Source organism: Paraburkholderia gardini (assembly GCF_907164575.1).
Lineage (GTDB): Bacteria > Pseudomonadota > Gammaproteobacteria > Burkholderiales > Burkholderiaceae > Paraburkholderia > Paraburkholderia gardini.
The window spans coordinates 16,596-40,623 of sequence record NZ_CAJQYY010000035.1 but is presented as its reverse complement, the minus strand read 5'-3'; the positions used below and the strand labels follow the sequence as shown (position 1 = coordinate 40,623).

The window sequence follows — 24,028 nt, the reverse complement described above, 5'->3', positions numbered from 1 at the left end:
TCGTTTTCAGTTCCCCACTGTCTTCCTTCGACGGCGCGGCCGCTTCCACACTCGCGTCATTATGACGATTGTGCCCGACTACATAGTTAGCTAGGAAGCCAATTGCAACTGTCGTCACCAACGCGCAGACAAGCAAATGAGGGGCTTCTCACTGCCAGCCATGAATGGCTTTTCACTGGCCTCTTGGCGCGTTATCAGCGTAGTAACCGGCGCCACGCCAATCCTCTCCTCCTTTGACTCACTAGGCGGCGCACTATCAGCGCGGGCAACAGAGAAATCTCCGGCGACCCAACAAAAGCATCCTCCGCTGCATTGCCCAGTGCTTTCCTGCTCGTGCATTTTCATCACAGTAGCGCATAAGCGACCATCAAAAAAACCACCACCCAAACCCAGCCTCCCGCGCTCATCGCCCCGCAATCCGACGGCCAACTGAAAGTAATTTACGGTAACGCCACGGTAAACGTCCAGAAAGGGGCGCTCGATATGCTGCTCGTTCAAGCGGACAGGGACATGCCCGTCGCTACTCCCTTCCGAACGAGACAAAACATCCATGCTGACCCATCAGCATCTGGCGTTGGCAAAAGAGCGACATCTTGCAGGCGACCTCGCGGGCGCACGCAACCTCTATGAAACTGTCCTCGCCGAGCACCCCGCCGAAGCCGACGTCATGTTCCGTCTTGGCGTGCTCGCGCTGCAACGCGGCGCGTACGACGACGCACTCGCATGGCTCGACCGCGCGCTGTCCCACGCCCCGCAGGAAGCCCGCTACCATTTCGCCCGCGCGCAGGTACTGGCGACGCTGCAGCGTTTCAACGAAGCGGTCTCAACTTACCGCACGTTACTTGCGTCAGACGCCGCCTCCACGGATCTGTGGTTTGCGCTCGCCAGCACGCTTCAACTGAGTGGCGACACGCACGCGGCAAGAGCAGCCTTTGAATCGGTGGTCGCTCTCGATCCTGCCCACGTCGATGCGCTGAACAACCTGGGCAACTGTCAACGGCAACTCGGCGATACCGCACGGGCGGAGGCCAGCTACCGGCATGCCCTCACCGTGCAGCCCGACTACGTGAGCGCCCTGACGAACCTCGGCACGCTACTCCAGATGCGCCGCCAGATCGATGACGCAATCGCACTCCTGAACAAAGCGGTGCAGCTTATGCCGGACTCTCCGGCAAGCCTGCTCAATCTGGGTGTGGCGCTGCTCGAACAACGTCGGTTCGACGAAGCCGCAACCCTGCTTAAGCGCACGCTCGCACTCGACCCGCAATTTCCGGAAGCCGCCTACAACCTTGGCAACGCGCTGCACGCGCTTGGAAAGCGTCGCGAAGCGCAGGCGCAATACCGTTCCGCGATCGCGCTAGACCCACATCACGCGGATGCGTACAACAACCTCGGAAACGTGTGCAGGGACTTAGGCGAATTCGAGTCCGCGCTCGATGCGTTCGATGCGGCGCTGCGGGCGCGCCCTGCCTTCGTGGCGGCCTGCAACAACGCGGGCAACCTGATGCGCACATTGCACAGAACGGCCGATGCAGAGACGCTTTTCAGAGCCGCATTGTCGATCGATCCAGATCATTCGGTGTCGCACAACAACCTCGGCAATGTCCTGAAAGACAGCGGCGCGCTCGACGAAGGCATCGTCCACTATCGCCGCGCGGTGCAGAGCGATCCCGACAACGTGGTCGCGCACAGCAACCTTGCCTACGCGTTGACGTTTCAGGCGGAAAACGGCGAGGCCGCGTTTGACGAATGCCGCCGCTGGTCAGCCCGTCACGAAGCGCCGCTGCGCACGACGCGTGAGCCGCATGCGAACGATCGCAACGCTCACCGTCGGCTGCGTATCGGTTACGTCTCGCCGGACTTTCGTGACCACTGCCAGTCTCTGTTCACGGTGCCGCTGCTTTCTCATCACGACCACGATCAGTTCGAGATCTACTGCTATGCGAGCGTCGAGCGGACCGACACGCTGACGCAACGAATCGCCGCTTACGCCGACGTATGGCGCGATGTTCACGGACTCGACGACAACCGCCTCGCGCAACAGATCCGCGCGGACGGCATCGACATCCTCGTCGATCTGGCGATGCACATGGCCGACGGCAGGCCTTTGCTGTTCGCCCGCAAGCCCGCCCCGGTGCAGGTCGCATGGCTCGCGTATCCCGGCACGACGGGTCTGGACGCGATCGACTATCGCCTGACTGATCCACGCCTCGACCCGTCCTCCAACGACCATCTCTACAGCGAACGCTCGCTGCGCCTGCCGGACTCGTTCTGGTGCTACGACCCGTTGACGGATCAACCCGTCGTCAATGCGCTGCCCGCGCTGACGGCCGGCCATCTGACGTTCGGCTGCCTGAACAACCCCTGCAAGCTGACCGACCGCACGCTCGGGATGTGGGCGGCGGTGCTGCGCGAGGTGCCACACGCGCAATTGCTGCTCATGGCACCCGCCGGCAAGGCCCGCGAGAATCTTGCGGCACGCATGGAACGACAGGGCATCGACGTTCAGCGTGTCCGTTTCGTCCCGTTTCGCCCGCGCGCTGAATACCTGCGCACGTATCACGAGATCGACATCGGGCTCGACACGTTCCCCTACAACGGCCACACGACAAGTCTCGACTCGTTGTGGATGGGCGTGCCGGTGATTACGCGCGTCGGAGAGACCGCTGTCGGTCGCGCTGGCATGAGCCAGCTCTTCAATCTCGGCCTGAGCGAACTGGCGACGCATTCGGATGACGCGTTTGTCCGTCTTGCCGTCGAACTGGGCGCGAACCTGCCGCGTCTCGCTGGCTTGCGACAAACGCTACGTTCGCGCATGGAGCAATCGCCGCTGATGGACGGCGCGCGCTTCGCCGGCCACGTCGAGTCCGTTTGCCGGCAAATCTGGCAATCGTGGTGTGCCTGAACGCCTGCGCCCTGGCAAACCTCCCGACACACGACACACACTGAATGCCGACTGACAAAACATGACACCGAATTCACTGAATTTTTCCGGCGGCCCTGGCGCGTTGCCGGAAGCCGTCCTCGCGCAAACACGGGAGGCAATCGCGTCACTCCCGAAGACCGGCCTGTCCGTGCTCGGAATGAGTCACCGGTCAGACTGGTTCAACGCGATCCTGCACGAAGCCGAATCGAATCTTCGTCACCTGCTCGGCATCTCCGACGACTACGCGGTGACCTTTCTCCAGGGCGGCAGCAGTCTGCAGTTCGCGATGATCCCGATGAACTTCGCCGCAGCCGCCAGCGCGCCGCCCGAATACGTGAACGCCGGCTACTGGAGCGCGAAAGCAGCGGCCGAAGCTGCGCGCGTGTGCCCAACGACGATCGCATGGGACGGCCGTCCCGGCGGTTACCGGCAACTGCCCGATCTGCATAAGCTGGATGTGTCCCGTTCGTCCGCCTACCTGCATTACGTATCGAACGAAACAGTGGAAGGGCTGCAATTCCCTGTCTGCGAAGAAACGCTCGACGTGCCGCTCGTCGCGGACATGTCGTCGGATTTTCTGTCGAAGCCAATCCGGCCCGAGATGTTTTCGATGATCTACGCGCATGCGCAGAAGAATCTCGGTCCAGCCGGCGTCACAGTCGCGATCATCGACCGCTCGCTGCTCGAACGCATCCCGGACGGCCTGCCGTCGATTCTCGACTTTCGCACCCATATTTCGCATCGCTCGAACTACAACACGCCCCCGGTATTCGCGATCTACGTCCTGACGCTGGTTACGCGCTGGCTGCGCTTCGATATCGGTGGTTTGGGGGCCATGCAGGACATCAACGAAAGAAAGTCACGTTGCCTGTACGCGGCGCTGGATTCACTCGACGATTGCGTCGCCGTTCACGCAGACCGCCGATGGCGCTCGCAGATGAACGTCGCCTTCACGTTCGGCGACAAGCGTCTTGACGATGCGTTTCTTGTCTCCGCGCGGGAGCGGGGCATGGTGGGACTGGAAGGGCACCGGTCGCTTGGCGGCCTGCGCGCCTCGCTATACAACGCCGTCACTCCTCAGGCCGTGGAGACGCTGGCTCAAGCCTTGACGGCGTTTTCCGACGAGCGCGTCTGAAGTAACGCTCACGCGAAACCCTGCACGATCTACCTGAAGAACAACATGGCGAATTCCACGCAAGCAGGCGATGACAAAACGGAATCTCAGGACGACGTGTCCGGCGCGACCCGGCTCACGGGTCATGACAAGACCGGACAGACGATCGCGGACCTGACGCGTCTGCTGGATGCCGACCCGCTGAACGTCGGGTTACATCATTCGATGTCCGACGCGATGTGCGACGCCGGCAACGAGACCGGTTATCTCGCTCACGGAGTCGGCATCGAAACCTTCGAGTTGATGAAGACGCTGCCGCAGCCCTGGGCGATTCCGCTCTTCAACGTCGCGACCGTCTTCTTCATGAACGGTGACCATGAATCCGCGAGGCGATGGTATGAAATCGCGCTGGACGTCGATCCGGATCTCGCGATCGCCCATCAGAATCTCGCTGCCGTCCATGACGCGACGGGCAACGCCACCGAAGCGCGGGTGCATCGCGCGCACGCCTACCGGTTGCAGCGGATCTATGTGGAGCCCGCCGACAACGCGCCACGCAAGGTGTTGATCCTGTGTACCGGCAACGCGGCAGGAAACGTACCGTTCGAGACGCTGCTTCCACCCGCCACGAGCTATCGCATCAAGTATGCGATCGACCATGCGAGCGACGCGGAAGATGATCAGTTGCCGCCGTTCGATCTGGTCTTCAACGCAGTCGGTGAGCCGGACATTGCGGAACCGCTCGCGCCACGTCTCGAACGCTTCGTGCAGCGATGCAATCGCCCGCTGCTCAACCCGCCGGCGGCAGTCGCGCAGACAAGACGGGACAGGCTGCCCAGGCTCCTTGCAGATCTGGACGACGTGGTGGTCGCGCCATGCATCCTGCTGGAAACGATGCCCGGGTCAATCGATGCCCTCGCAAACCGGCTCGTCGACGAAGGCATCGACTTTCCGGTTCTGACACGTCCGCTCGCGAAGCATGGCGGTGAGGGGCTGACGATGCACACGTCGATCGACGCACTGTGGTCCGCGCTGGCGACCGTCGACGCTCCGCATTACCTGACGGCATTCCACGACTTCCGCAGCGCGGACGGGTATTTTCGCAAGTACCGGACCGTGTTTGTCGACAGGGTGCCGTTCCCCTACCACCTCGCGATTTCATCGCACTGGATCGTGCATTACTTTTCCGCGGACATGATCACGGCGGACTGGAAGGTCGACGAGGAACGCCGCTTCCTGCAGGACAGCGGCGCGGTGCTGGGAGAACGGGCGATGAATGCGATCGCCGCAATCGGCAGGCGTCTCGATCTCGACTACGGCGGTATCGACTTTACGCTGCTGCCCGACGGCCGCGTGCTGGTGTTCGAAGGCAACGCGACCATGCTGGTTCATCGTGAGGCGAACAACGGTGTGCTCGCTCACAAGAACATGTTTGTCGAGCGGATTGTCGACGCTTTCGAACAGTTGCAGGCCCGGAGAACCTGCATCGGCTGAGCCGCTCTCGCCGGCTCGCGCGAGGAAACCTGAGTGCTTCCGCGCGGCCGGCCCGCAGACAAACTACTTCATTACTTCGGCGAAACGTCGATGCTGCCGAAGTACTTGTGCGCCAGCGTCTTCACCGTACCGTCGGCCTGCACCTTCGCGATCGCGGCGTCGAGCTGCTTCTTCAGCGAATCGTCGCCCTTGCGCAGACCAAATGCGATACCGCTGCCAAGAATCCTGTCGTCACGCACCGGCTGGCCGACGAACGAAAAATCCTTGCCGTCCGGACGCGACAGGAAGCCCGTCTGTCCCGCGGGCGCGAGCACCAGCGTGGCATCGAGACGGCCGGACACGAGATCCGCGTACACCTGATTCTGGTCCTGATACGACACGACGTTCACGCCTGCCGGTTCCCAATGCGCCTTCGCGTACGTTTCCTGAATCGAAGCCTGCAGCACACCGACGCGCTTGCCCTTCAACGATTCCGGCGTCGGTACGAGGCCGCTGCCGTTGCGCGCGATCAGTTGCGTCGGAACACGGTAGATGATGTTCGTGAACTCGATTGCCTGACGACGTTTCTCGGTTGCGTTCATCGCCGAATTGATCGCATCGAACTTGCGGCCCTGCAGCGCGGGAATCAGCCCGTCAAACGACGTCTCGACCCACGAGCACTTCAGATGCGCGGTCGCGCAGACGGCATTGCCGATGTCGATATCGAAGCCCTGCAGTTCGCCATTCGCGCCCTTCGATTCGAACGGCGGATATTGCGCTTCGAGACCGAAGCGCATCGTTGTCGCGTCGGCGGCGATGGCCGACATCGAGGCCGAGGTCGCGGCGAATGCACAGGCAATCGCCAGCAGGTTCCTGAGCAGCTTCATGGATGATCTCCTTCCCTTTGATCCGGTTAATCTGTCGTGACGTCGGACGGCGTTGCGATGCGTTTGTGCTTCAGCACCGGCAGACGCTCGCGCACCGCGTCGAGCACCGAGGAACCGAGCGTCGCGATAGCGAAGCCTGGCTCGTCGTCGTGTCGCGCGAGCACTTCACCCCATGGTCCGATGATCATACTGTGACCAAAAGTCCGCCAGCCATTGGGATGCGTGCCGCACTGGCCTGAAGCCAGCACGTACGCCTGATTCTCGACGGCACGCGCACGCAGCAACAACTCCCAATGCGCGAGGCCCGTCGTATGTGTGAACGCCGCGGGCACGGCGATGACATCCGCCGCCGGCCCCGCGCGGTACAACTCGGGAAAACGCAGGTCGTAGCAGACGGAAAGCCGCAGCGTGCCGAACGGCCCGTGCGCCGTGCCGACGCTGTCGCCACCCACCATCGTATCGCCTTCGGCGTGCTGCTCCGTGCCCTGGCTGAAGCTGAAGAGGTGAATCTTGTCGTAGCGCGCGCGGCATTCGCCGCTCGGGTCGAACAGCAGCGACGTGTTGTACGCATGCGTGCCGGCCTGCGATCCCGCCGGACGGATCGGCACCGTGCCGCCGATCAGCCACGTGCCGGTTTCGCGCGCGAGTTGCGCAAGCGCCTGCTGGATCGGCCCATCGCCTGGCGTCTCGGCCAGCGCGACGCGCTCTGCTTCGTCGTTGCCGATCCAGCAGAAGTACTCAGGCAGGCTCACGAGCGTCGCGCCCGCGCGCGCCGCTTCGGTGACCCAGTGACGCGCCTGCTCCAGGTTATACGCAACGTCACCGGTGCTGCTCATCTGCACGACGGCGGCGGTCAGCGTCTTTTCCATCTGACTCATGACGTACTCCTCAGATCGAACAGAGACGGCGTGCGCCTTCGATCAGCGTCGCGTCGTCCTTCGAGAAGCTCAGGCGGATCAGGCCGGAATCAGTGCCGTCGGTGTAAAACGCAGAGAGCGGAATAGTCGCGACCTGCGCATCGCGAATCAGGCGCAGCACGAAATCGCTATCGCGTTCATCGGAGAATCCACGGAAGCGCGCGAGCATGAAGAAGCTGCCTTCGCTCGGCAGCAGTTCGAAGCGCGATTCGCGCAGCGCTTTTGTCAGCAGATCGCGTTTCTTCTGATAAAACGCGGACAGGCCAAGATAACTTTCCCGGTTCGCAAGCGCATCGGCGAACGCGTACTGCATCGGCGTATCGGCGGAAAACACCATGAACTGATGCACCTTGCGGATCTCGTCCATCAACGTGGCAGGCGCGAGACAGTAGCCGACGCGCCAGCCGGTCACGTGATACGACTTGCCGAACGAAGACACGATCACGCTGCGTTCGGCGAGATCCCGATAGCACGCCATGCTCTGATGCTTCGCGCCGTCGAATACGACGTGTTCGTACACTTCGTCGGAGAGAATCACGATATCGGTGTTGCGCGTGACCGCGCGCAGGCGCTCGATGTCGGCGTCGCTGAAAATGGTCGCGGTGGGATTGTGCGGCGTGTTGATGATGATCATGCGCGTCTTCGGCGTGATCGCGGCCGACACCTCGTCCCAGTCCACGCGAAAGTGTTCGAGCGAGAGCTTGATCGGCACCGGCGTTGCGCCCTGCAGACGAACGATCGGCGCGTAGCTGTCGAACGAAGGCTCGAAGTAGATCACCTCGTCGCCCGGATGCACGAGCGCGCTGATCGTCGAATAGAGGCCTTCGCTCGCGCTCGCGATGACGGTCACTTCCGTCGACGGGTCGTAGCGCACGCCATACAGCTGCTCGACCTTGTTCGACAGCGCCTCGCGCAGCGCGCCGATACCGGCCATGGGTGCGTACTGGTTATGACCGGCACGCATGGCCTCTGCGACGCCATCAACGAGCTTCGGGTCCGGCGCGAAATTCGGCGCGCCCTGCGAGAGGTTCAGCGCGTTGTGTTCGGCGGCCAGCTGGCCGATGACGGTAAAGATCGTCGTGCCCACGTCGGGCAGTTTCGAGCGGGCTTGCAAGGCGCTCTGCATGAGGGTTCCTCCATCGGACAGCGTATCGACGGGACGCCACTCGTGCGGCAATCCCATCCTGTTGCTGCCGATTAGGCATCAACCAATACGCAGCCACAATCGAAAGTTTGTCATGCACGGCATGCGTTTACGTCATGGCGTCGCCTGGCGCCGTGGTGGGCCTCAGTCTTCGTCCATCAGACGGACCTTGACCTTCTTGCCCTTCACCTTGCCCGCGTTGAGCTTGCGAAGCGCATCCTTCGCCACGCCGCGCTCGATCGCCACGTAGGTAGAAAATTCCGTTACGTTGATCTTGCCGATCTGCGAGCCGGCAAAACCCGCGTCGCCGGTCAGCGCGCCGAGCACGTCGCCGGGACGGATCTTTTCCTTGCGGCCGCCGAGAATCTGCAGCGTTTCCATCGGCGGCAAAAGCGGCGCGTTGCTCGCCGGCTTCAGTTCCGACACGGGATGCCATTCGACTTCGCGCCCCTTCGCCTGCTCGATGCTGCCGACACGTCCCATCTCGTTCATGCTCGCGAGGCTGAGCGCCCAGCCTTCCTGATCCGCGCGGCCCGTGCGGCCGATGCGGTGTACATGCACTTCGGGATCAGGCGTGACGTCGACGTTGATCACCGCTTCGAGTTGCGCGATATCGAGGCCGCGCGCCGCGACATCGGTTGCGACGAGCACGGAACAGCTGCGGTTCGCGAACTGGATCAGCACCTGATCGCGTTCGCGTTGATCGAGTTCGCCATGCAACGCGAGCGCATGAAAACCCTGCGCGCGCAGCACGTCGAGCAGATCGCGACATTGCTGCTTCGTATTGCAGAACGCGATCGTGCTGACCGGACGGTAATGATTCAGCAGCAGACCGACGGTATGCAGGCGGTCGTTCTCCGTCACTTCATAGAAGCGCTGGCGGATCTTGCTGTCGTCGTGACGCTCCTCGAGCTTCACGTCCTTCGGATTGCGCAGGAACTGCTGACTCAGCTTGCCGATGCCTTCGGGATACGTCGCGGAAAACAGCAGCGTCTGGCGTTCTTTCGGGCATTGACGCACGACCGTGGCGATGTCGTCGAAGAAGCCCATGTCGAGCATGCGATCAGCTTCGTCGAGGACGAGCGTGTTGAGCGCTTTCAGATCGAGGCTGCCGCGCTCAAGGTGATCCATGATGCGGCCCGGTGTGCCGACGACGATGTGCGCGCCGTGTTCGAGGCTCGCGGTTTGCGGACGCATCGGCGTGCCGCCGCAGAGCGTCAGCACCTTGACGTTTTCCTCGGCGCGCGCGAGGCGGCGGATTTCCTGCGTGACCTGGTCGGCGAGTTCGCGCGTCGGGCAGAGCACCATCGACTGCACTGCGTAATTACGCACGTCGAGGCGCGCGAGCAGCGCGAGGGCGAAGGCGGCTGTCTTGCCGCTGCCGGTCTTCGCCTGTGCGATCAGATCCTGGCCGGCGAGCGCGACCGGCAGGCTGGCGGCCTGGATCGGTGTCATCTCCAGATAGCCGAGCTGCGTGAGGTTGGCCAGCATCGCGGGCGGCAGCGGCAACTGGCTGAAAGGGGCGGGAGTGGGTTTGATCATGTGTTTTGCCTGAGGGTCTGCGTATGCGTCGACTTACGAAAGCGGACGGCCTTCGATCTGCTCGTAGACGATCGTTCCATCGTCCGCGTCGAAGCGCTCGACGTAATTGCGCGCCCCACACATCGGGCAGCGGAACATCAGTCCTTGCCCTTCATTCTTGATGACGACGTCGGACGTTTCCCACTGGGCGTCGCATGACTGGTTTCTGCACGTAAACATCGTTGATTCTCCCGCCTGATCCGGCTGTCTGTTGAGGCTTGCCACGTGTGCGAAGCCAGGGCAGCGCGGATTTCGTGGTGCGTTATATCGAAAGCCCGGCAGTGTCGCACGAAACGGATTCCGCTCGACCGGTTTCGCCCGTCGCGGCGCCGCGTTCTCCGTAATAGACCACAAATAGCACCCGGATCGCGGGAAGAATCGTATGTCGCTGGATACGATGCATCTTGACAGGTGACCATACGGTCACCTATTGTGAGAAACATGGATGACGTATTTAGAGCTTTGGCCGATCCGACGCGCCGCAGCCTGCTCGACGAACTGTTCAAGGAAGACGGACAGACGTTGAGCGCGCTGGAAGCCCGGCTGCCGATGACGCGCTTCGGCGTGATGAAGCACCTGAAGCTGCTGGAAGAGGCAGGGCTTGTTGTCGCCCGTCGACAGGGGCGCGAGAAGCGGCACTTTCTGAACGCCGTCCCGATCCAGCTGATCTACGACCGCTGGGTGAGCAAGTACGCCGCACCGTGGGCCGCCACGCTGAGCGGGCTGAAACTTCAACTGGAGGAGAGGACGATGGAAAAAGTGTTCGAGATTTACATCAAGACGACGCCGGAACGCCTGTGGGAAGCGATCACCAACAAGGAGATGCGGGCGAAATATACATTCGGAATTCAGCTGAGTTCGGACTGGACGCCGGGCTCGCGCTACGAGGCCCTGGGCGGCGGTCACGCGACGTCGGGTCTGGCGGCTGGCAGCGTGGTTGTCGAAGGCGAGAACCTGGAGGTCGATCCACCGAAACGGCTCGTGCAGAGCTTCCGCGCGCTGTGGAGCGACAACGTGAAGAGCGAAGGCACGACGCGCGTGACGTGGGAAATCGAGCAGATCGCGGATTCGTGCCGCCTGACGGTGACGCACGATGAGCTGCGCGAGAACGCGAATCCCGAGTTGTACGGCGGATGGCCGATGATTCTTTCCGGGCTCAAGACGTTGCTTGAGACGGGGGAGATGCTGACGACGCCTGGGTCGCTGATGTACGCGACGGATCCGGCGTCCGGGGCTTGAACGGGGCCCGCAAGGTCGCTTGCGCAGCAGAGTGGATCATCGGTGATGAGCGGGCACGCGCGGTGGCGCGTGTCCGTTTGTTCGTTGAGCGCCGGTGCATCGATGTTCCGACGCACGCAGCGCTTCGTCGGCGTGCCCGGCTGGTTTGAACAGGTGTCACAAAAGCAGCTTCCCATGTGCTCAAGTCCTGAACAGGCGTCCCACTGCATGTTCAGGACTGGCGCATCGATCTGAACCGCAAAGCATCGGTTCAACGACGCGCATCGCCGCAGTGCCTCTTTGCACACGCATGAATCGCACCGGATACGTCATTGGCACGCTTCTGGCGTATCCGGTTCGCGGCTGGCAGAAGAGCGCACCGACGATAAACGATCACACATGTGAGGAGCACACTGATGAACCATGCAGAGATGCAGTTTCTGACCACCGAATTCCCGTACAAGAAGCAGTATGCGAACTTCATCGGCGGCGAGTGGGTAAAGCCCGTTGGCGGCGAGTATTTCGATAACATCTCGCCGATCACCGGCGAGCCGTTCACATCGATTCCCCGCTCTCGCGAAGCCGACATCGAACTCGCGCTCGACGCCGCGCATCGCGCAAAAGTCGCGTGGGGCAAAACGTCGACGACCGAGCGCGCGAACATCCTGAACCGCATCGCCGATCGCATGGAAGCGAACCTGCAGCGCATCGCCGTCGCGGAAACGATCGACAACGGCAAGCCGCTGCGCGAAACCATGGCGGCCGACATTCCGCTCGCGATCGATCACTTCCGCTATTTCGCGGGCTGCGCGCGCGCACAGGAAGGCTCGATCTCGCAGGTCGACGAAGACACCGTCGCGTATCACTTTCATGAGCCGCTAGGCGTTGTCGGCCAGATCATTCCGTGGAATTTCCCGATCCTGATGGCGGTGTGGAAACTCGCGCCGGCGCTCGCCGCGGGCAACTGTGTCGTGCTTAAGCCCGCGGAACAGACGCCCGCCTCCATCCTTGTGCTGCTCGAACTGATTCACGATCTGCTGCCGCCTGGCGTGCTGAACGTCGTCAACGGCTTCGGCCTGGAAGCGGGCAAACCGCTGGCGTCGAACAAACGCATCGCCAAGATCGCGTTCACGGGTGAGACGACGACGGGCCGTCTGATCATGCAGTACGCGAGCCAGAACATCATTCCCGTGACGCTTGAACTCGGCGGCAAGAGCCCGAATATTTTCTTCGCCGATGTGATGGATCACGACGACAGCTACTTCGACAAGGCGCTCGAAGGCTTCACGATGTTCGCGCTGAACCAGGGCGAAGTGTGTACGTGTCCGTCGCGCGTGCTCGTCGACGAAAAGATCTACGACAAATTCATGGAGCGCGCGCTCAAGCGTGTAGCGGCGATTACGCAAGGCCACCCGCTCGATACGAAAACGATGATCGGTGCGCAGGCTTCGCAGGAGCAGCTTGAGAAGATCCTGTCGTATGTCGATCTCGGCAAGCAGGAAGGCGCCGAGTGTCTGATTGGCGGCGAGCGCAACACGTTGAGCGGTGAATTGAGCAAAGGCTATTACGTGAAGCCGACCGTGTTCAAAGGCCACAACAAGATGCGCATCTTCCAGGAAGAGATCTTTGGGCCGGTCGTCTCCGTCACGACCTTCAAAAACGAAGACGAAGCGCTGGAGATCGCCAACGACACGCTCTACGGCCTCGGCGCAGGCGTCTGGACTCGCGACGGCACGCGTGCCTACCGCTTTGGCCGCGGAATCCAGGCTGGACGCGTATGGACGAACTGCTATCACGCGTATCCGGCCCATGCGGCATTTGGCGGATACAAGCAGTCCGGCATCGGACGCGAGAATCACAAGATGATGCTCGATCACTACCAGCAAACGAAGAATCTCCTCGTCAGCTACAGCGAGAAGCCGCTGGGCTTCTTCTGAGCTCGACGCTCCCGTGGGCGAGCCGCACGTTGCGGTTCGCCCTTTTTTTCACTGGAGTGACGTCATGGCAGACGATGGAGTAGCACGCGTGATCGCAACCCCCGCCGCGGAGGCGTTGATCCACGAACTCGGCGCCGAACACGGATCGATTCTGTTTCATCAGTCGGGCGGATGTTGCGATGGCAGCGCGCCGATGTGTTTTCCTGCGTCGGAGTTCATGGTGGGCAGCTCGGACGTGCGGCTCGGCGAGATTGCCGGTGTGCCGTTCTTCATGAGCGAATCGCAATTCGAATACTGGCAGCACACGCAGTTGATCATCGATGTCGTACCCGGCAACGGCGGTATGTTTTCGCTTGAACGTCCTACCGGGATGCGCTTTCTTACGCGTTCGCGTCTCTTCGAAGATGCGGAAAACGCGTGGCTCGAAAAGCATCCGGTTGCGCGCGCGGATGCGTGATCAAGCGTGATTAAAGGCGTTTTCTCTCAGGCAGACGGCGGCGCAGGGACCGCTGCCGTCGCTGCGGCTGTTTCTTCCAGCGAGGCATCGCTTTCATCTTTAAGGCCGACGCCAGTCAACCCGAGGCGACGCGCATGCGTCAGCAGATAATGCAGCCGATGTGCTGCGGCCTCATATGAAAGCCCTTCAGGACGCACGTTCGAAATGCAGTTGCGCTGCGCATCGCTGCAACCGGTTTTCGGCGCCCATGTCAGGTAGATGCCAAGGCTGTCCGGCGAACTGAGGCCGGGCCGCTCGCCGATCAGCATCACCACCAGCTTTGTTTTCAACATCTCACCGATTTCGTCGCCGAGCGCGACACGGCTCTGGCGCGCCACGACAACGGGACCGATTTTCCAGTCCGAAAGTCGCGCACAGACGGCCTGCAATAAAGGCAACGACTGTCGCGACGCGGCGAACGCAGAAAGACCATCGGCGATGACGAACACGACGTCGGGCGAATCTATCGTAATGCGCGCGAGCGCTTCACGGCTCTCGTCGGACAAACGCCGCCCAAGATCCGGACGACGCAGATAATGCTCGCGATCGGGCGCCGCGCTATGCACATCGATCGATGTAAAACCATGCGCGCGCAGCTGTTCATGCAAGGCATCGGCGTCGAGCGGATGATGCACGGCGTCGCGCGCCTGCGCGTGCGAGAGATCGAATGCCAGTAGCGGCACGGTCGGCAAGCTGTTTCCCGCGCGACCTAATGCGATACGCGCGTTCGTAAATTCACGCAGCGCGTTCCATGGATTCTTTTCGAGGAAGTCGCTCATGCGAGGTCGGCTCCCATCCAGTCTTTAGCGCCTTGCAGTAGCGGCTGGCGCGGAGATGCGCTCAAAAGCGCGCCGCGCGTGTCGGTGATCTGCATCGCCTCAAGCCACGCTTCGAATTCCGGCGCGCGACGCAGGCCTAAAACATCGCGCACGTACAACGCATCGTGAAACGACGTGCTTTGATAGTTGAGCATCACGTCGTCGGCGCCCGGAACGCCCATGATGAAATTGACGCCCGCAACGCCCAGCAGCGTGAGCAGGTTATCCATGTCGTCCTGATCGGCTTCCGCGTGATTCGTGTAGCAGATGTCGCAGCCCATCGGCACGCCAAGCAGCTTGCCGCAGAAGTGGTCTTCGAGACCGGCACGCGTGATCTGCTTGCCGTCGTACAGATACTCCGGCCCGATAAATCCCACCACCGTGTTCACCAGAAACGGATTGAACTTGCGCGCGACGGCATACGCGCGCGCTTCACACGTCTGCTGGTCGACGCCATGATGCGCGTTCGCGGAAAGCGCGCTGCCCTGCCCGGTTTCGAAATACATCAGGTTGTCGCCGACCGTTCCGCGTTTGAGCGACAACCCCGCTTCGTAACCTTCCTGCAAAAGCGCAAGCGTGATGCCGAAGCCCGCGTTTGCCTTCTCCGTGCCCGCGATCGACTGGAACACGAGATCGACTGGCGCGCCCTTCTCTATCGCGGCAATCGTGTTCGTGACGTGCGTGAGCACGCATGACTGCGTCGGCACCTGATAGCGTTGACGGAAGCCGTCGACCATGTGCAGCAGCGTGGTGATGGCGGCGAGGCTGTCGGTGGCGGGATTGATGCCGATCATCGCATCGCCGCAACCATACATCAGGCCATCGAGCATCGACGCCGCGATGCCCTTGACGTCATCGGTTGCGTGATTCGGTTGCAGGCGCACGGACATGTGTCCGGGCAAGCCGACGGTATTGCGAAAGCGCGTCACCACCGGACGCTTGCGCGCCGCCACGATCAGATCCTGATTGCGCATCAGTTTCGACACCGCCGCGACCATCTCCGGTGTCAGGCCCGCCGTGATTCGTGTGAGCGCCGCGGTATCCGTCGTGCTGGAAAGCAACCAGTTGCGGAAATCGCCGACCGTCAGATGTGAGATTTCGGCGAACGCTTCAGGCGAGTGGTCATCGACGACGAGGCGTGTGACTTCGTCGCTTTCGTACGGCACGACCGCTTCATTCAGAAACGTGCGTAGCGGCACCGATGCGAGCGCGATCTTCGCGGCGACGCGTTCTTCCTCGCTTGCCGCCGCGATGCCGGCGAGCTGGTCGCCGGAGCGCAGCGGGCTCGCCTTCGCCAGCAGGGTTTTCAGATCGGCGAACCGGTACGTACGGCTGCCGATAGTCTCCGTATAGTTCATCTTCCGTTGCTCCATCGCCGTTGCCCGGAAGCAGCGGTTTTGCCTGGCGCGTCAGTCTTCGAGCAGGGCGTTCGCCGGTGCGACTTCATGCTGACGAGACGTCGACACGAAGTACAGGTAGCCGGGCACGAGAGCGATCGCGAACACAATCGCCACCCGAAAGTTGAAGTACACCATGCGCTTGTGTGGGCCGCAAGCAGACGCCCATCGGCCAATGGTAGAGCGCCATTAATCGAAGTGTTATCGGAAATCGGCAAAGATCAGGCGATTTGACGGCATTAAGCGTCTGCCGCATCGCGCGGCCGGTCAGGCGAGCTTGCCTGACCGCCTGTTCCACGCATTACGAAAGTGCTTCGTCGCGACGGAGCAGTGCATCGAGACGGCCGTCCTGATCCAGCGCTGACAGATCGTCGAATCCACCGACATGCGTCGCGCCGATGTAAATCTGCGGGACAGTGCGACGCCCTGTTTTCTTCGCCAGCGCGACGGCCGCGTCGCGGTCGCCTTCGATACTGATTTCGTTGTACGCCACCCCTTTGCCGCGCAGTAGCGCCTTCGCTGCGAGACAGTACGGGCACGTCGGTGTTGAGTAGATCGTGACTGAAGACATGATGATTACCTTTGAAAGAGTTTCCGTCGACGACGGTGTGACTGAACTATAAAAGTCATCCCCTCGATCGTTAATAGCGTGGCGGCTCATCAAAATGCTCATTCGGCTCATCGCCGTTTTGAGCGATCAGACAATAGAAACAACGCGATGCGATTTGACAGACGTGCGAACGCATCGCATGCGTCACGCCGTTTGGGAGATGGAGGATGAAGAACAACGGCCCTTGCCGGGCCGTCGTTTATTCCGCGCGGATGTTGCCGCCGGAGGAACGCCAGCGCGCCGGCGTCACACCGATCTGACGTTTGAAGACCCGCTGGAACGCGGCTTCCGACTGATAGCCCACTGCTTCGCCGATCCCGGCGACCGGCGTGGTGGACTGCAACAGGGCACGGCCGGCGATCGTCATGCGCACTTCGGTGAGCACGTCGGTGGCCGAGCGGCCGATGGCTTCCTGGAACTGCCGCACGAACGTCGCGCGCGACATGTTGCAGAGCGACGCGAGCTGATCGAGCGTCCACGGCTCGCCGGGCGTCTCGAACATCGCCGAGACCGCCGCCTGCAGGCGCGGCCGGCCCGCGAGCGCGAGCAGCCCGTGTGGCGGCGCCGACAGTTCGCTCGCGAAGCGCAGCGTCAGCGCGAACAACGCCGCCGAGAGATGGCTCACGAGCGTCTCGCTGCCGGGACCGTCGTCGGTGGCTTCCTCTCTCATCAATTCGATCAGGCGTGTGAGGCGCGAGTTCGCCGTCGACTGGGTGGATTCGCCTGCCTCGCCGCGCGCGTTGCCCGCGTTCGCGCTGCGGACGATCAGGCGCCCCGGCAGGTGATCGCGCAGCAACCGGTCGGGGACCGCGCCGAGCAGGAAGCGGCCGCAGAGGATGTCCGCCGATGCGCCCTCGCCGCCGTTCTCGAGGACCACCGAAGAGATCGCCTGACGCGGCGTTGGCTGGCTGGGCGTCGCACCGCTGCCGTCGTGGATGCGATGGGCGTCGCCGGCTGGAAACACGATGATGTCGCCCGGGAAGAGCCGCTCGAGCGGGCCGGTGCCGTCCTCGACAACCGCGCTGCCGGAGAGCAGCACGTGGTACGGAATTTCGCGGACACCCGACTTTTCCTGGTTGATGGCCCACGGGGCGCCGAAGTGACAGCGCACATCGAGGCGTCCGGTGACGGGCATCAGGGAAAGGAGTCGACTTAACAGATCCATATGAGCCGCTTGAGCATGTTTATGCGTCGTTTGAGGATTAGCGCCGGACAAGCGCCGACATATAGTGACGTCATGCAATGCCAGTCGATTCTACTTGAGGAGGGCGCAGGCCGTTGGGGGCCGGTGTCCAGGCCTTGTGGACCGGAGCTGTGACCGGTTGTCGGCCATGTGCGATCCCCATTGAGGATGTCATGAAAACAGTTCAAACCGATGTTGCGATTATTGGCGCCGGCAGTGCCGGGCTGCCGGCGTACCGCGCGGCGAAGGCGGCGGGCGTGTCCGCGATTCTCATCGAAGGCGGGCCTTATGGGACGACCTGTGCGCGTGTGGGATGTATGCCGTCGAAGCTGCTTATCGCGGCTGCTGAGGCCGCGCATGCTGCGGCGCGGACGGCGCCGTTTGGCGTGCACGTCGATGGGACGATTCGTATCGACGGCCGTGAGGTGATGGCGCGGGTGAAGGGCGAACGCGACCGCTTCGTGGGTTTCGTGGTCGAGAGCACCGAGGGGATTCCGGAAGCGGACCGGTTGATCGGTTACGCGCGGTTTATCGATGACGGGTTGTTGCAGGTCGGCGACCACACGCAGGTGCGCGCGCGCAGTGTGGTGATTGCGACCGGGTCGTCGCCGTATGTGCCGGAGATGTATCGGAAGCTGGGCGACCGGGCGATTGTGAATGACGATGTTTTTGCCTGGGATGATCTGCCGCGGAAGGTGGCTGTGGTGGGTGCTGGGGTGATCGGGCTGGAGTTGGGGCAGGCTTTGTCGCGGCTCGGGGTGGATGTGACCGTTCTCGGCGCGCGTGGGCGGGTTGGGCCTTTGACGGATCCTGAGGTTAAAGCCTATGCCGAGAAGGTGTTTGCTGATGGGTTCCGGTTTTTCGCGCGGACTGAGGTGGAGGCGGTTTCGCGTGAAGGTGACAGCGTGCGGATGCGGTATCGGACTGCGGTTGGTTCTGCTTCTGGTTCTGGGCAGGTGGTTGAGGATACGTTTGACTACGTGCTGGTTGCGGCTGGTCGGCGGGCTAATGTGGCTGGGCTGGCGCTGGGGAATACATCCCTTGAGGTCGGTAAGGACGGCGTGCCTGTTTATGATCCGCTGACTTTGCAGGCCGGTGCTTCCCCTGTGTTTATCGCCGGGGATGTGAACGGCGTGTTGCCATTGCTGCATGAGGCCGCCGATGAAGGTAAGGCCGCTGGGACCAATGCCGCGCGGTTTCCGGATGTTGTGCCGCTGGTACGGCGGGCTCCGATTTCGGTGGTGTTTTCAGACCCGGGTGTGGCGATGGTGGGTGCGCGGTTTGTTGATCTGGCGCCGGGTTCGTTTGTGGTCGGTGAGGTCAGTTTCGAAGACCTGGGGCGTAGCCGGATCATGTTGCGCAATCGTGGTTTGATGCATGTTTATGTCGACAAGACTACACGGCAGTTCGTCGGCGCGGAATGGATCGGGCCGGATGCTGAACATATCGCTCACTTGCTGGCGTGGGCGCTGCAGATGAAGCTCACCGCCGATGCGATGTTGGAGATGCCTTTTTATCACCCTGTGGTTGAGGAAGGGGTGAGGACGGCTTTGAGGACGGCGGCGGTGGCGCTGGACGAGGTTGGGGCGTGAGAGGTGTTTCCTGTTGATCCAGCTCAAGATGCTGTCTGATCTCGCGGCCGAATGGCCGTTCGACATATTGTTTGAGAATTTTCACTGCGTGAAAATAGATCGGATGACTCACTAAACATCATCGACCGAGCCGATTGATAGAACGGCGGAGAACACCTGGAAGGAAAAGAAGCGCGGGCCGTAAGGGCGGCAACCCATACGGCCCGCTGACCACAACCAACTCAATACAGGAGTTGACTATGGCTGACGCCAATCATAAAGCAGTTGCACCCGTTACCGAACGCTTCGCGACGATTTCGTCACAAAGACGGCCGAGACCGATTAGAAGCGTTCACGATTACTACCGCCCACGTAAGGATTTGCCACCGGCGCCCTGGATTCGTCTCGCGGGGCGATGGCTCGAAAAGGCCGGGTTTCAAATTAACAGCCGCATTCGGGTCGAGGTTCAGCGCGGGAGACTTGTGATTACGCTTGTGGGCTGATTTGTGTCCGTACGAACAATGAACCCGGTGGCGCCGGGTTCATTGTTCGGGTCGAATGGTGAATCAGCGTGGGTTTCGAGCCCAATGACTGATGATCCGCTTGGTCTAAGTATCTAAAACGTCAGGCTTTTCGAGTGACTTCTTGCCGGTGCTGCTTAGGCGCCGTTCAACTTTCTTCACATCCTCAGCTGCGAGCAGATTTTCTGGCGTAATACCGCGTTCGAGCATCGTATTGCGGACCGCATAGTTGTTTGTGATGTGTTCTTCTGAAATCGCGCGCTCAGTGCTCATCTGATGCTGACGGGCGTTGAAGATGGTGATCTCAGTGGCGAAGTCTTTTGCCTTAAGAATGAGCGTAGGCGCGAAGTCGGCTAGCGGGCGACTCTCGGGTACGTTCCAGCGCGCCTTCATAACTTGCGTGCTGCGACCGAACAATGCCTGATCGCCCTTGCTGCGGATCAAGCCGAAATTCTGCTCCTCCCCTGTTTGCTCATAGATAACTTGCGACAATTCCTTCTCGGTCTGCGCCAATTTTCTACGCGCCTGGACGCGCTCGGCTTCCTGCAACCGCTGCGCTATCAGCTCAGCTCGGCGCGTTTGCAGGGCAAAATAGGTCTGGGCGAAAGCGATCTGTTGCTTCCTGGGATCACCGTTCTGCGCAATCAGATAGCAGGCATAGCGGGTGAGCATCAGATCGTCCACTTCGCGCTGGCTGCCAGAACCGAGATCGACCATTTTCCCGACGTCGGCAAAATGGTCAGTTACGTTGTGACCAGAGACCTCACAGGCCGTTTTTGCCTTGGAAAGTATGTTCAGGAAGTTGTCCCACTTGCTGTAGCCTAGCAGGTGCTGAAGATCGCGTGCCAACCAGAACTCAATGCCACTCCTGGTCAACCGGGCGTGTGCTTCAAAATTTGAGGTGAGTGAATCAACCACGTCCGTTTTCATGAGCCTCCCAAGCCTAACATTCTATCGGCAGCGCTACGGCAGTATCCAGAGCGCCCCAACATAATCTCTATTTTGCCACGCAAAGACGTTGCTTTGACATCCTAATAACACGCTGACTCAACGAGGTAAGAAGAGGCGCCATAGATATGGTAGAAGATACCTGCTAGTTGATGCTCGGGTCTTGGCACGATTCGCGGAACAGATCGAGCGCCCGGTCTGCAATTTCGCGTCGACAGAATAGCCATCGTCGCGTTGCGAAGCAGGTATCAATTGATAAGCTCGTAGGCTGTACTCCGACCACTCGCAGCGGATTTACGCAATGCCCCAAGCGCGACAAGCTCTCCGATATCGCGCAACGCAGTATCTTGAGAGCAGTCCGCGATCGCTGCCCACTTACTACTTGTCAATTTCCCTTCGAAACCGTCGAACAATTGATTAAGCAGTTTCACCTGTCGTTCGTTCAAAGGGGTTCCAGCCCACCGCTGCCAGAAGCGCGTTTTGGCGAGAATCGCATCGACTGTTTGCTGCGCGTTTCCGACCGCGCGGTTCAGGGTCTCCAAAAACCACAACAACCACTCAGTGATATCGAGCGAGCCTTTCTGCGTGCGTTCGAGAACGTCGTAGTAGGCGCTGCGCTCTCGCTGGATTTGCGCTGAGAGACTGTAAAAACGTTGCGGGCTGCCGTCGGCGCGGGCAAGCAACAAGTCTCCGATCGCTCGTGCGATGCGGCCGTTGCCGTCGTCGAAGGGATGCAGCGTCGCGAACCAGAGGTGTGCGAGTCCCGCCTTGATGAGCGCGGGCTGATCTGAATCGTTGTTGATCCAGTTGAGGAAGCGAGCCATCTCGTCGTTCAGGCGACTGGCCGGAGGCGCCTCGAAATGGACGCGTTGGCGGCCTATTGGCCCCGATACGACCTGCATGGGGCCATTGGCATCGTCGCGCCATACGCCGACCTCGATCCGGGACGTGCCGCTGTAACCGGTCGGAAACAACGCTGCGTGCCATGCGAATAGTCGGTCGGCTGTTATTAGACCGGCGCAGTTGATTGTGGCGTCCAGCACCATTTCGACCACGCCTTCCACGTGGCGGTCGACAGGAGCTAGTGCTCCTATGTTCACGCCCAGGCGACGCGCGATTGAGGACCGTACTGATTGCGCATTGAGCTGTTCGCCCTCGATCTCGCTCGTTTTCAGTACGTCTTCGGTGAGAGCAGCAAGACTGGCCTGGTCGCGCAGAGCCACGCCGACGTCGGCCAGACGGCCTAGCAGTAGCCCTTGCGCCTGCGCTACGTCCGTCAGGGCCGACGTAACCCGCGACAGGTCGTACCGCCATTCCGGCCAAGCAGGGTCCTGCCAGATATAGGTCCAATCTCCGCTTTCCATGCGGAGATTATGTGGTTCAATCGCCGCGTTCGCAAGCTATTCGCCGCAAAATTTGCGATGAATTTGGCGATGATTCGCCGCGGCGATTTTCGGACCGACGCACTTCGCTTATGTGCAGGAGCGCCAGCTGTGATGCGCTTGCGCGAAAAAGGCGGTAAGGCGCACGCGATGCCTTGCCACCGCACGCTTGAGGCGTACCTGCCACGCCTACCTTGACGGCGCCGGGATAGCAGCCGAGCCGAAGGGCGCTCTTTCGAACGATTGCACGCGGCACCGAGCATTTGAGCGAAAGGCTCCTGCTGCAGGCGAACGCATACGTGATGGTCCAGCACCGAGCTGCAGCAGTTAGCATCGCGACGAAGATCGGTAACCATACATTCCGCGCAACTGATATCACCGCGCACCTGAAGAACGGCGGTACGCTCGAGAACGCGGCGGCGATGGCCAACCACGCGTCAACGCGCACGACGCAGTTCTATGACCGGCGTCACGACGACATCAGCGTGGACGAGGTAGAGCGTATCCATGTATAAACCCATCGACCGGTTCTTTTTTTATGAGCTATGAGATCAAGCAGCGTCGTATGTGGCTTCTAGGTGGAATCAGCCGTGGGGATTTTTTGCCAAAGGCAAACTATTTTCGTGCAAATGAATGAATACACGGCAACTACCAAGTTAAAGCCTACGATATATAACATCGACATAGATCAGTTGATGTCCCCCAAGGACTGGATAAGGAAATGGCATGATGCGGTATCGTCAAGTAGTGTCCCGGACCGATGCACAAAGTAGGCATCTTCAGTGAATTAGAGCTTTTGCAAGGAAAAGGCTATGGATTTGCAAAACCAAGTAGAACTGGCGAGAAGGAAAATCGTCAAAGATGGGTTCGATATGTCGCTCGGCGAGATCATGCGAATCTATGAGCGGGGGGAGTTGATAATCAATCCAGAATATCAGAGATTGTTCCGATGGGATTCTACTCGAAAGACTAATTTTATTGAGTCCATTTTATTGAATATCCCTATTCCTCCCATCTTTGTTTTTACTGACGAAACCGGAAAATGGGAGCTTATAGATGGGCTTCAGCGTCTTTCGACAGTGTTTCAGTTTGCGGGAATACTTCGCGATGCTGAGGGGGAGCTTGTAGACAAATTTGTCCCAAATGGGACAAGATTGCTTCCGGATCTCGATAATTCGGAGTGGAGTAGCGACGACGAAAATACGAAGATCTTGCCTTTGGCAATTCGCCTTGACATGGAGCGCGTGAGATTACGAGTAGAGATCCTTAAGCGAGAAAGCGACGCCAAGGCAAAATATGAGTTGTTCCAGCGTTTGAATACAGGTGGGGCGAGCCTGTCACCGCAAGAGGTACGGAATTGCGTTGCGGTAATGTTGAATAAGGGATTTTACAGTGCGCTTTCCTCGATGGCTGAGGATGCGAATTTTGTAAAAACCACGGACATGACGGAGCGCGCCCGAGAGGAGCAGAAGCATAATGAGTTGGTGCTGCGTTACTTGGCGTATAGATATAAGACCTATGATCAGGCAATTGATGTGCATGACTGGCTTGACGATATACTCATTGATATCGCCAACAATGAAAAGTATCCCGTACAGGAGGAGTCGATTATTTTTGCGAGAACCTTCAATATCATCAATGATGCGCTCGGTGTTGACGCGTTCAAGCGTTATGAAAGTGGAAATTTTTCGGGTGGATTTCTAATTTCGCCGTATGAGACCATAACAAACGGCGTCTCTCGAAATATCGACTTTGTTGAGAAGTGTGGTGTCGAATATTTGAGAAATGCGGTTATTAGAATGTGGACGGATGAGCGTTTTCGTGCGAATGCTCGTGCCGGCGTGCGCGGCTCTACTCGACTTGGAAAAGTATTGCCGCTGGTCGACGAGTGGTTCTCGAAATGAA

The 24,028-nt window shown here is 60.3% G+C and carries 21 protein-coding genes and 1 pseudogene; 10 read left to right on the top strand and 12 right to left on the bottom strand.

What is annotated here, in order from left to right; genetic code table 11:
• The first annotated feature begins 550 nt into the window (after nt 1-550).
• The 3 genes from LPA34_RS23900 to LPA34_RS23890 all read left to right on the top strand — a co-directional run bounded on the left by LPA34_RS23900 (nt 551) and on the right by LPA34_RS23890 (nt 5,534).
• Complete coding sequence (locus tag LPA34_RS23900; protein ID WP_228982995.1) at nt 551-2,905, top strand: tetratricopeptide repeat protein; 2,355 nt, start codon at nt 551-553, stop codon at nt 2,903-2,905.
• A gap of 61 nt (nt 2,906-2,966) precedes the next feature.
• A complete protein-coding gene (gene serC / locus LPA34_RS23895; protein ID WP_228982992.1) occupies nt 2,967-4,061 on the top strand; it encodes a 3-phosphoserine/phosphohydroxythreonine transaminase in 1,095 nt (364 codons plus the stop codon).
• A gap of 45 nt (nt 4,062-4,106) precedes the next feature.
• A complete protein-coding gene (locus LPA34_RS23890) occupies nt 4,107-5,534 on the top strand; it encodes an ATP-grasp domain-containing protein (RefSeq protein WP_228982987.1) in 1,428 nt (475 codons plus the stop codon).
• Between the two features lie 71 nt (nt 5,535-5,605).
• Here LPA34_RS23890 and LPA34_RS23885 read toward each other — a convergent pair whose 3' ends face one another.
• The 5 genes from LPA34_RS23885 to LPA34_RS23865 form a co-directional block, all read right to left on the bottom strand.
• Nucleotides 5,606-6,400: an ABC transporter substrate-binding protein gene (locus LPA34_RS23885; RefSeq protein WP_228982985.1), complete on the bottom strand. Its 795-nt coding sequence runs from the start codon at nt 6,398-6,400 to the stop codon at nt 5,606-5,608.
• 26 nt (nt 6,401-6,426) lie between these two features.
• Nucleotides 6,427-7,278: a carbon-nitrogen hydrolase family protein gene (locus LPA34_RS23880; protein ID WP_228982982.1), complete on the bottom strand. Its 852-nt coding sequence runs from the start codon at nt 7,276-7,278 to the stop codon at nt 6,427-6,429.
• A gap of 10 nt (nt 7,279-7,288) precedes the next feature.
• Entirely contained in the window at nt 7,289-8,443 is a 1,155-nt protein-coding gene (locus tag LPA34_RS23875; RefSeq protein ID WP_228982977.1) for a pyridoxal phosphate-dependent aminotransferase, read from the bottom strand.
• A 162-nt stretch (nt 8,444-8,605) separates the two neighbouring features.
• Nucleotides 8,606-10,003, bottom strand: coding sequence for an ATP-dependent RNA helicase DbpA (gene dbpA, locus LPA34_RS23870; RefSeq protein WP_228982974.1), 1,398 nt, complete (start codon nt 10,001-10,003; stop codon nt 8,606-8,608).
• A 33-nt stretch (nt 10,004-10,036) separates the two neighbouring features.
• Entirely contained in the window at nt 10,037-10,222 is a 186-nt protein-coding gene (locus LPA34_RS23865; protein ID WP_228875573.1) for a hypothetical protein, read from the bottom strand.
• 261 nt (nt 10,223-10,483) lie between these two features.
• Here LPA34_RS23865 and LPA34_RS27150 point away from each other — a divergent pair, with 261 nt between their 5' ends.
• From LPA34_RS27150 to LPA34_RS23850, 3 genes are all read left to right on the top strand, one after another.
• On the top strand, nt 10,484-11,281 hold the full coding sequence (locus LPA34_RS27150; RefSeq protein ID WP_228982970.1) for an ArsR/SmtB family transcription factor: 798 nt from the start codon (nt 10,484-10,486) through the stop codon (nt 11,279-11,281).
• A 395-nt stretch (nt 11,282-11,676) separates the two neighbouring features.
• Nucleotides 11,677-13,197 carry an aldehyde dehydrogenase gene (gene adh, locus LPA34_RS23855; RefSeq protein WP_228982967.1) on the top strand — a complete coding sequence of 507 codons (1,521 nt, stop codon included), beginning with the start codon at nt 11,677-11,679 and terminating at the stop codon, nt 13,195-13,197.
• A gap of 64 nt (nt 13,198-13,261) precedes the next feature.
• Complete coding sequence (locus LPA34_RS23850; RefSeq protein ID WP_228982965.1) at nt 13,262-13,654, top strand: DUF779 domain-containing protein; 393 nt, start codon at nt 13,262-13,264, stop codon at nt 13,652-13,654.
• Nucleotides 13,655-13,680: 26 nt separating this feature from the next.
• On the opposite strand, the gene eutC is transcribed toward LPA34_RS23850, so the two are convergent.
• The 5 genes from eutC to LPA34_RS23830 form a co-directional block, all read right to left on the bottom strand.
• Complete coding sequence (eutC, locus tag LPA34_RS23845) at nt 13,681-14,472, bottom strand: ethanolamine ammonia-lyase subunit EutC (protein ID WP_228982962.1); 792 nt, start codon at nt 14,470-14,472, stop codon at nt 13,681-13,683.
• Complete coding sequence (locus LPA34_RS23840) at nt 14,469-15,869, bottom strand: ethanolamine ammonia-lyase subunit EutB (RefSeq protein WP_228982960.1); 1,401 nt, start codon at nt 15,867-15,869, stop codon at nt 14,469-14,471. Before LPA34_RS23840 ends, eutC begins: the two co-directional genes overlap by 4 nt.
• Before the next feature lie 51 nt (nt 15,870-15,920).
• Nucleotides 15,921-16,046 (bottom strand): hypothetical protein, encoded by a 126-nt coding sequence (locus LPA34_RS26920; RefSeq protein ID WP_267478882.1) that lies wholly within the window; start codon nt 16,044-16,046, stop codon nt 15,921-15,923.
• Nucleotides 16,047-16,209: 163 nt separating this feature from the next.
• A complete protein-coding gene (gene grxC / locus LPA34_RS23835; RefSeq protein ID WP_228982958.1) occupies nt 16,210-16,479 on the bottom strand; it encodes a glutaredoxin 3 in 270 nt (89 codons plus the stop codon).
• A 238-nt stretch (nt 16,480-16,717) separates the two neighbouring features.
• A complete protein-coding gene (locus tag LPA34_RS23830) occupies nt 16,718-17,683 on the bottom strand; it encodes an AraC family transcriptional regulator (RefSeq protein ID WP_228982955.1) in 966 nt (321 codons plus the stop codon).
• Between the two features lie 191 nt (nt 17,684-17,874).
• Between LPA34_RS23830 and LPA34_RS23825 the strand changes: the two genes are divergently transcribed.
• A complete protein-coding gene (locus tag LPA34_RS23825; RefSeq protein WP_228982951.1) occupies nt 17,875-19,293 on the top strand; it encodes a dihydrolipoyl dehydrogenase in 1,419 nt (472 codons plus the stop codon).
• A 239-nt stretch (nt 19,294-19,532) separates the two neighbouring features.
• Nucleotides 19,533-19,775 (top strand): SymE family type I addiction module toxin, encoded by a 243-nt coding sequence (locus LPA34_RS26915; protein ID WP_267478881.1) that lies wholly within the window; start codon nt 19,533-19,535, stop codon nt 19,773-19,775.
• Between the two features lie 105 nt (nt 19,776-19,880).
• Here the strand turns inward: LPA34_RS26915 and dinD are convergent, their stop codons facing one another.
• The gene (gene dinD / locus LPA34_RS23820) at nt 19,881-20,723 is read right to left on the bottom strand and encodes a DNA damage-inducible protein D (RefSeq protein WP_228982947.1); all 843 of its coding nucleotides are present in this window, start codon (nt 20,721-20,723) and stop codon (nt 19,881-19,883) included.
• A gap of 266 nt (nt 20,724-20,989) precedes the next feature.
• On the bottom strand, nt 20,990-22,105 hold the full coding sequence (locus LPA34_RS23815) for a Fic family protein (RefSeq protein ID WP_228982944.1): 1,116 nt from the start codon (nt 22,103-22,105) through the stop codon (nt 20,990-20,992).
• Nucleotides 22,106-22,214: 109 nt separating this feature from the next.
• On the opposite strand from LPA34_RS23815, the pseudogene LPA34_RS23810 reads away from it, so the two are divergent.
• Both LPA34_RS23810 and LPA34_RS23805 read left to right on the top strand, forming a co-directional pair.
• Nucleotides 22,215-22,638: pseudogene (locus tag LPA34_RS23810) on the top strand (site-specific integrase); the annotation flags it as partial.
• Between the two features lie 297 nt (nt 22,639-22,935).
• Nucleotides 22,936-24,027 (top strand): DUF262 domain-containing protein, encoded by a 1,092-nt coding sequence (locus tag LPA34_RS23805; RefSeq protein ID WP_228982941.1) that lies wholly within the window; start codon nt 22,936-22,938, stop codon nt 24,025-24,027.
• Nucleotide 24,028: the final 1 nt, after the last annotated feature.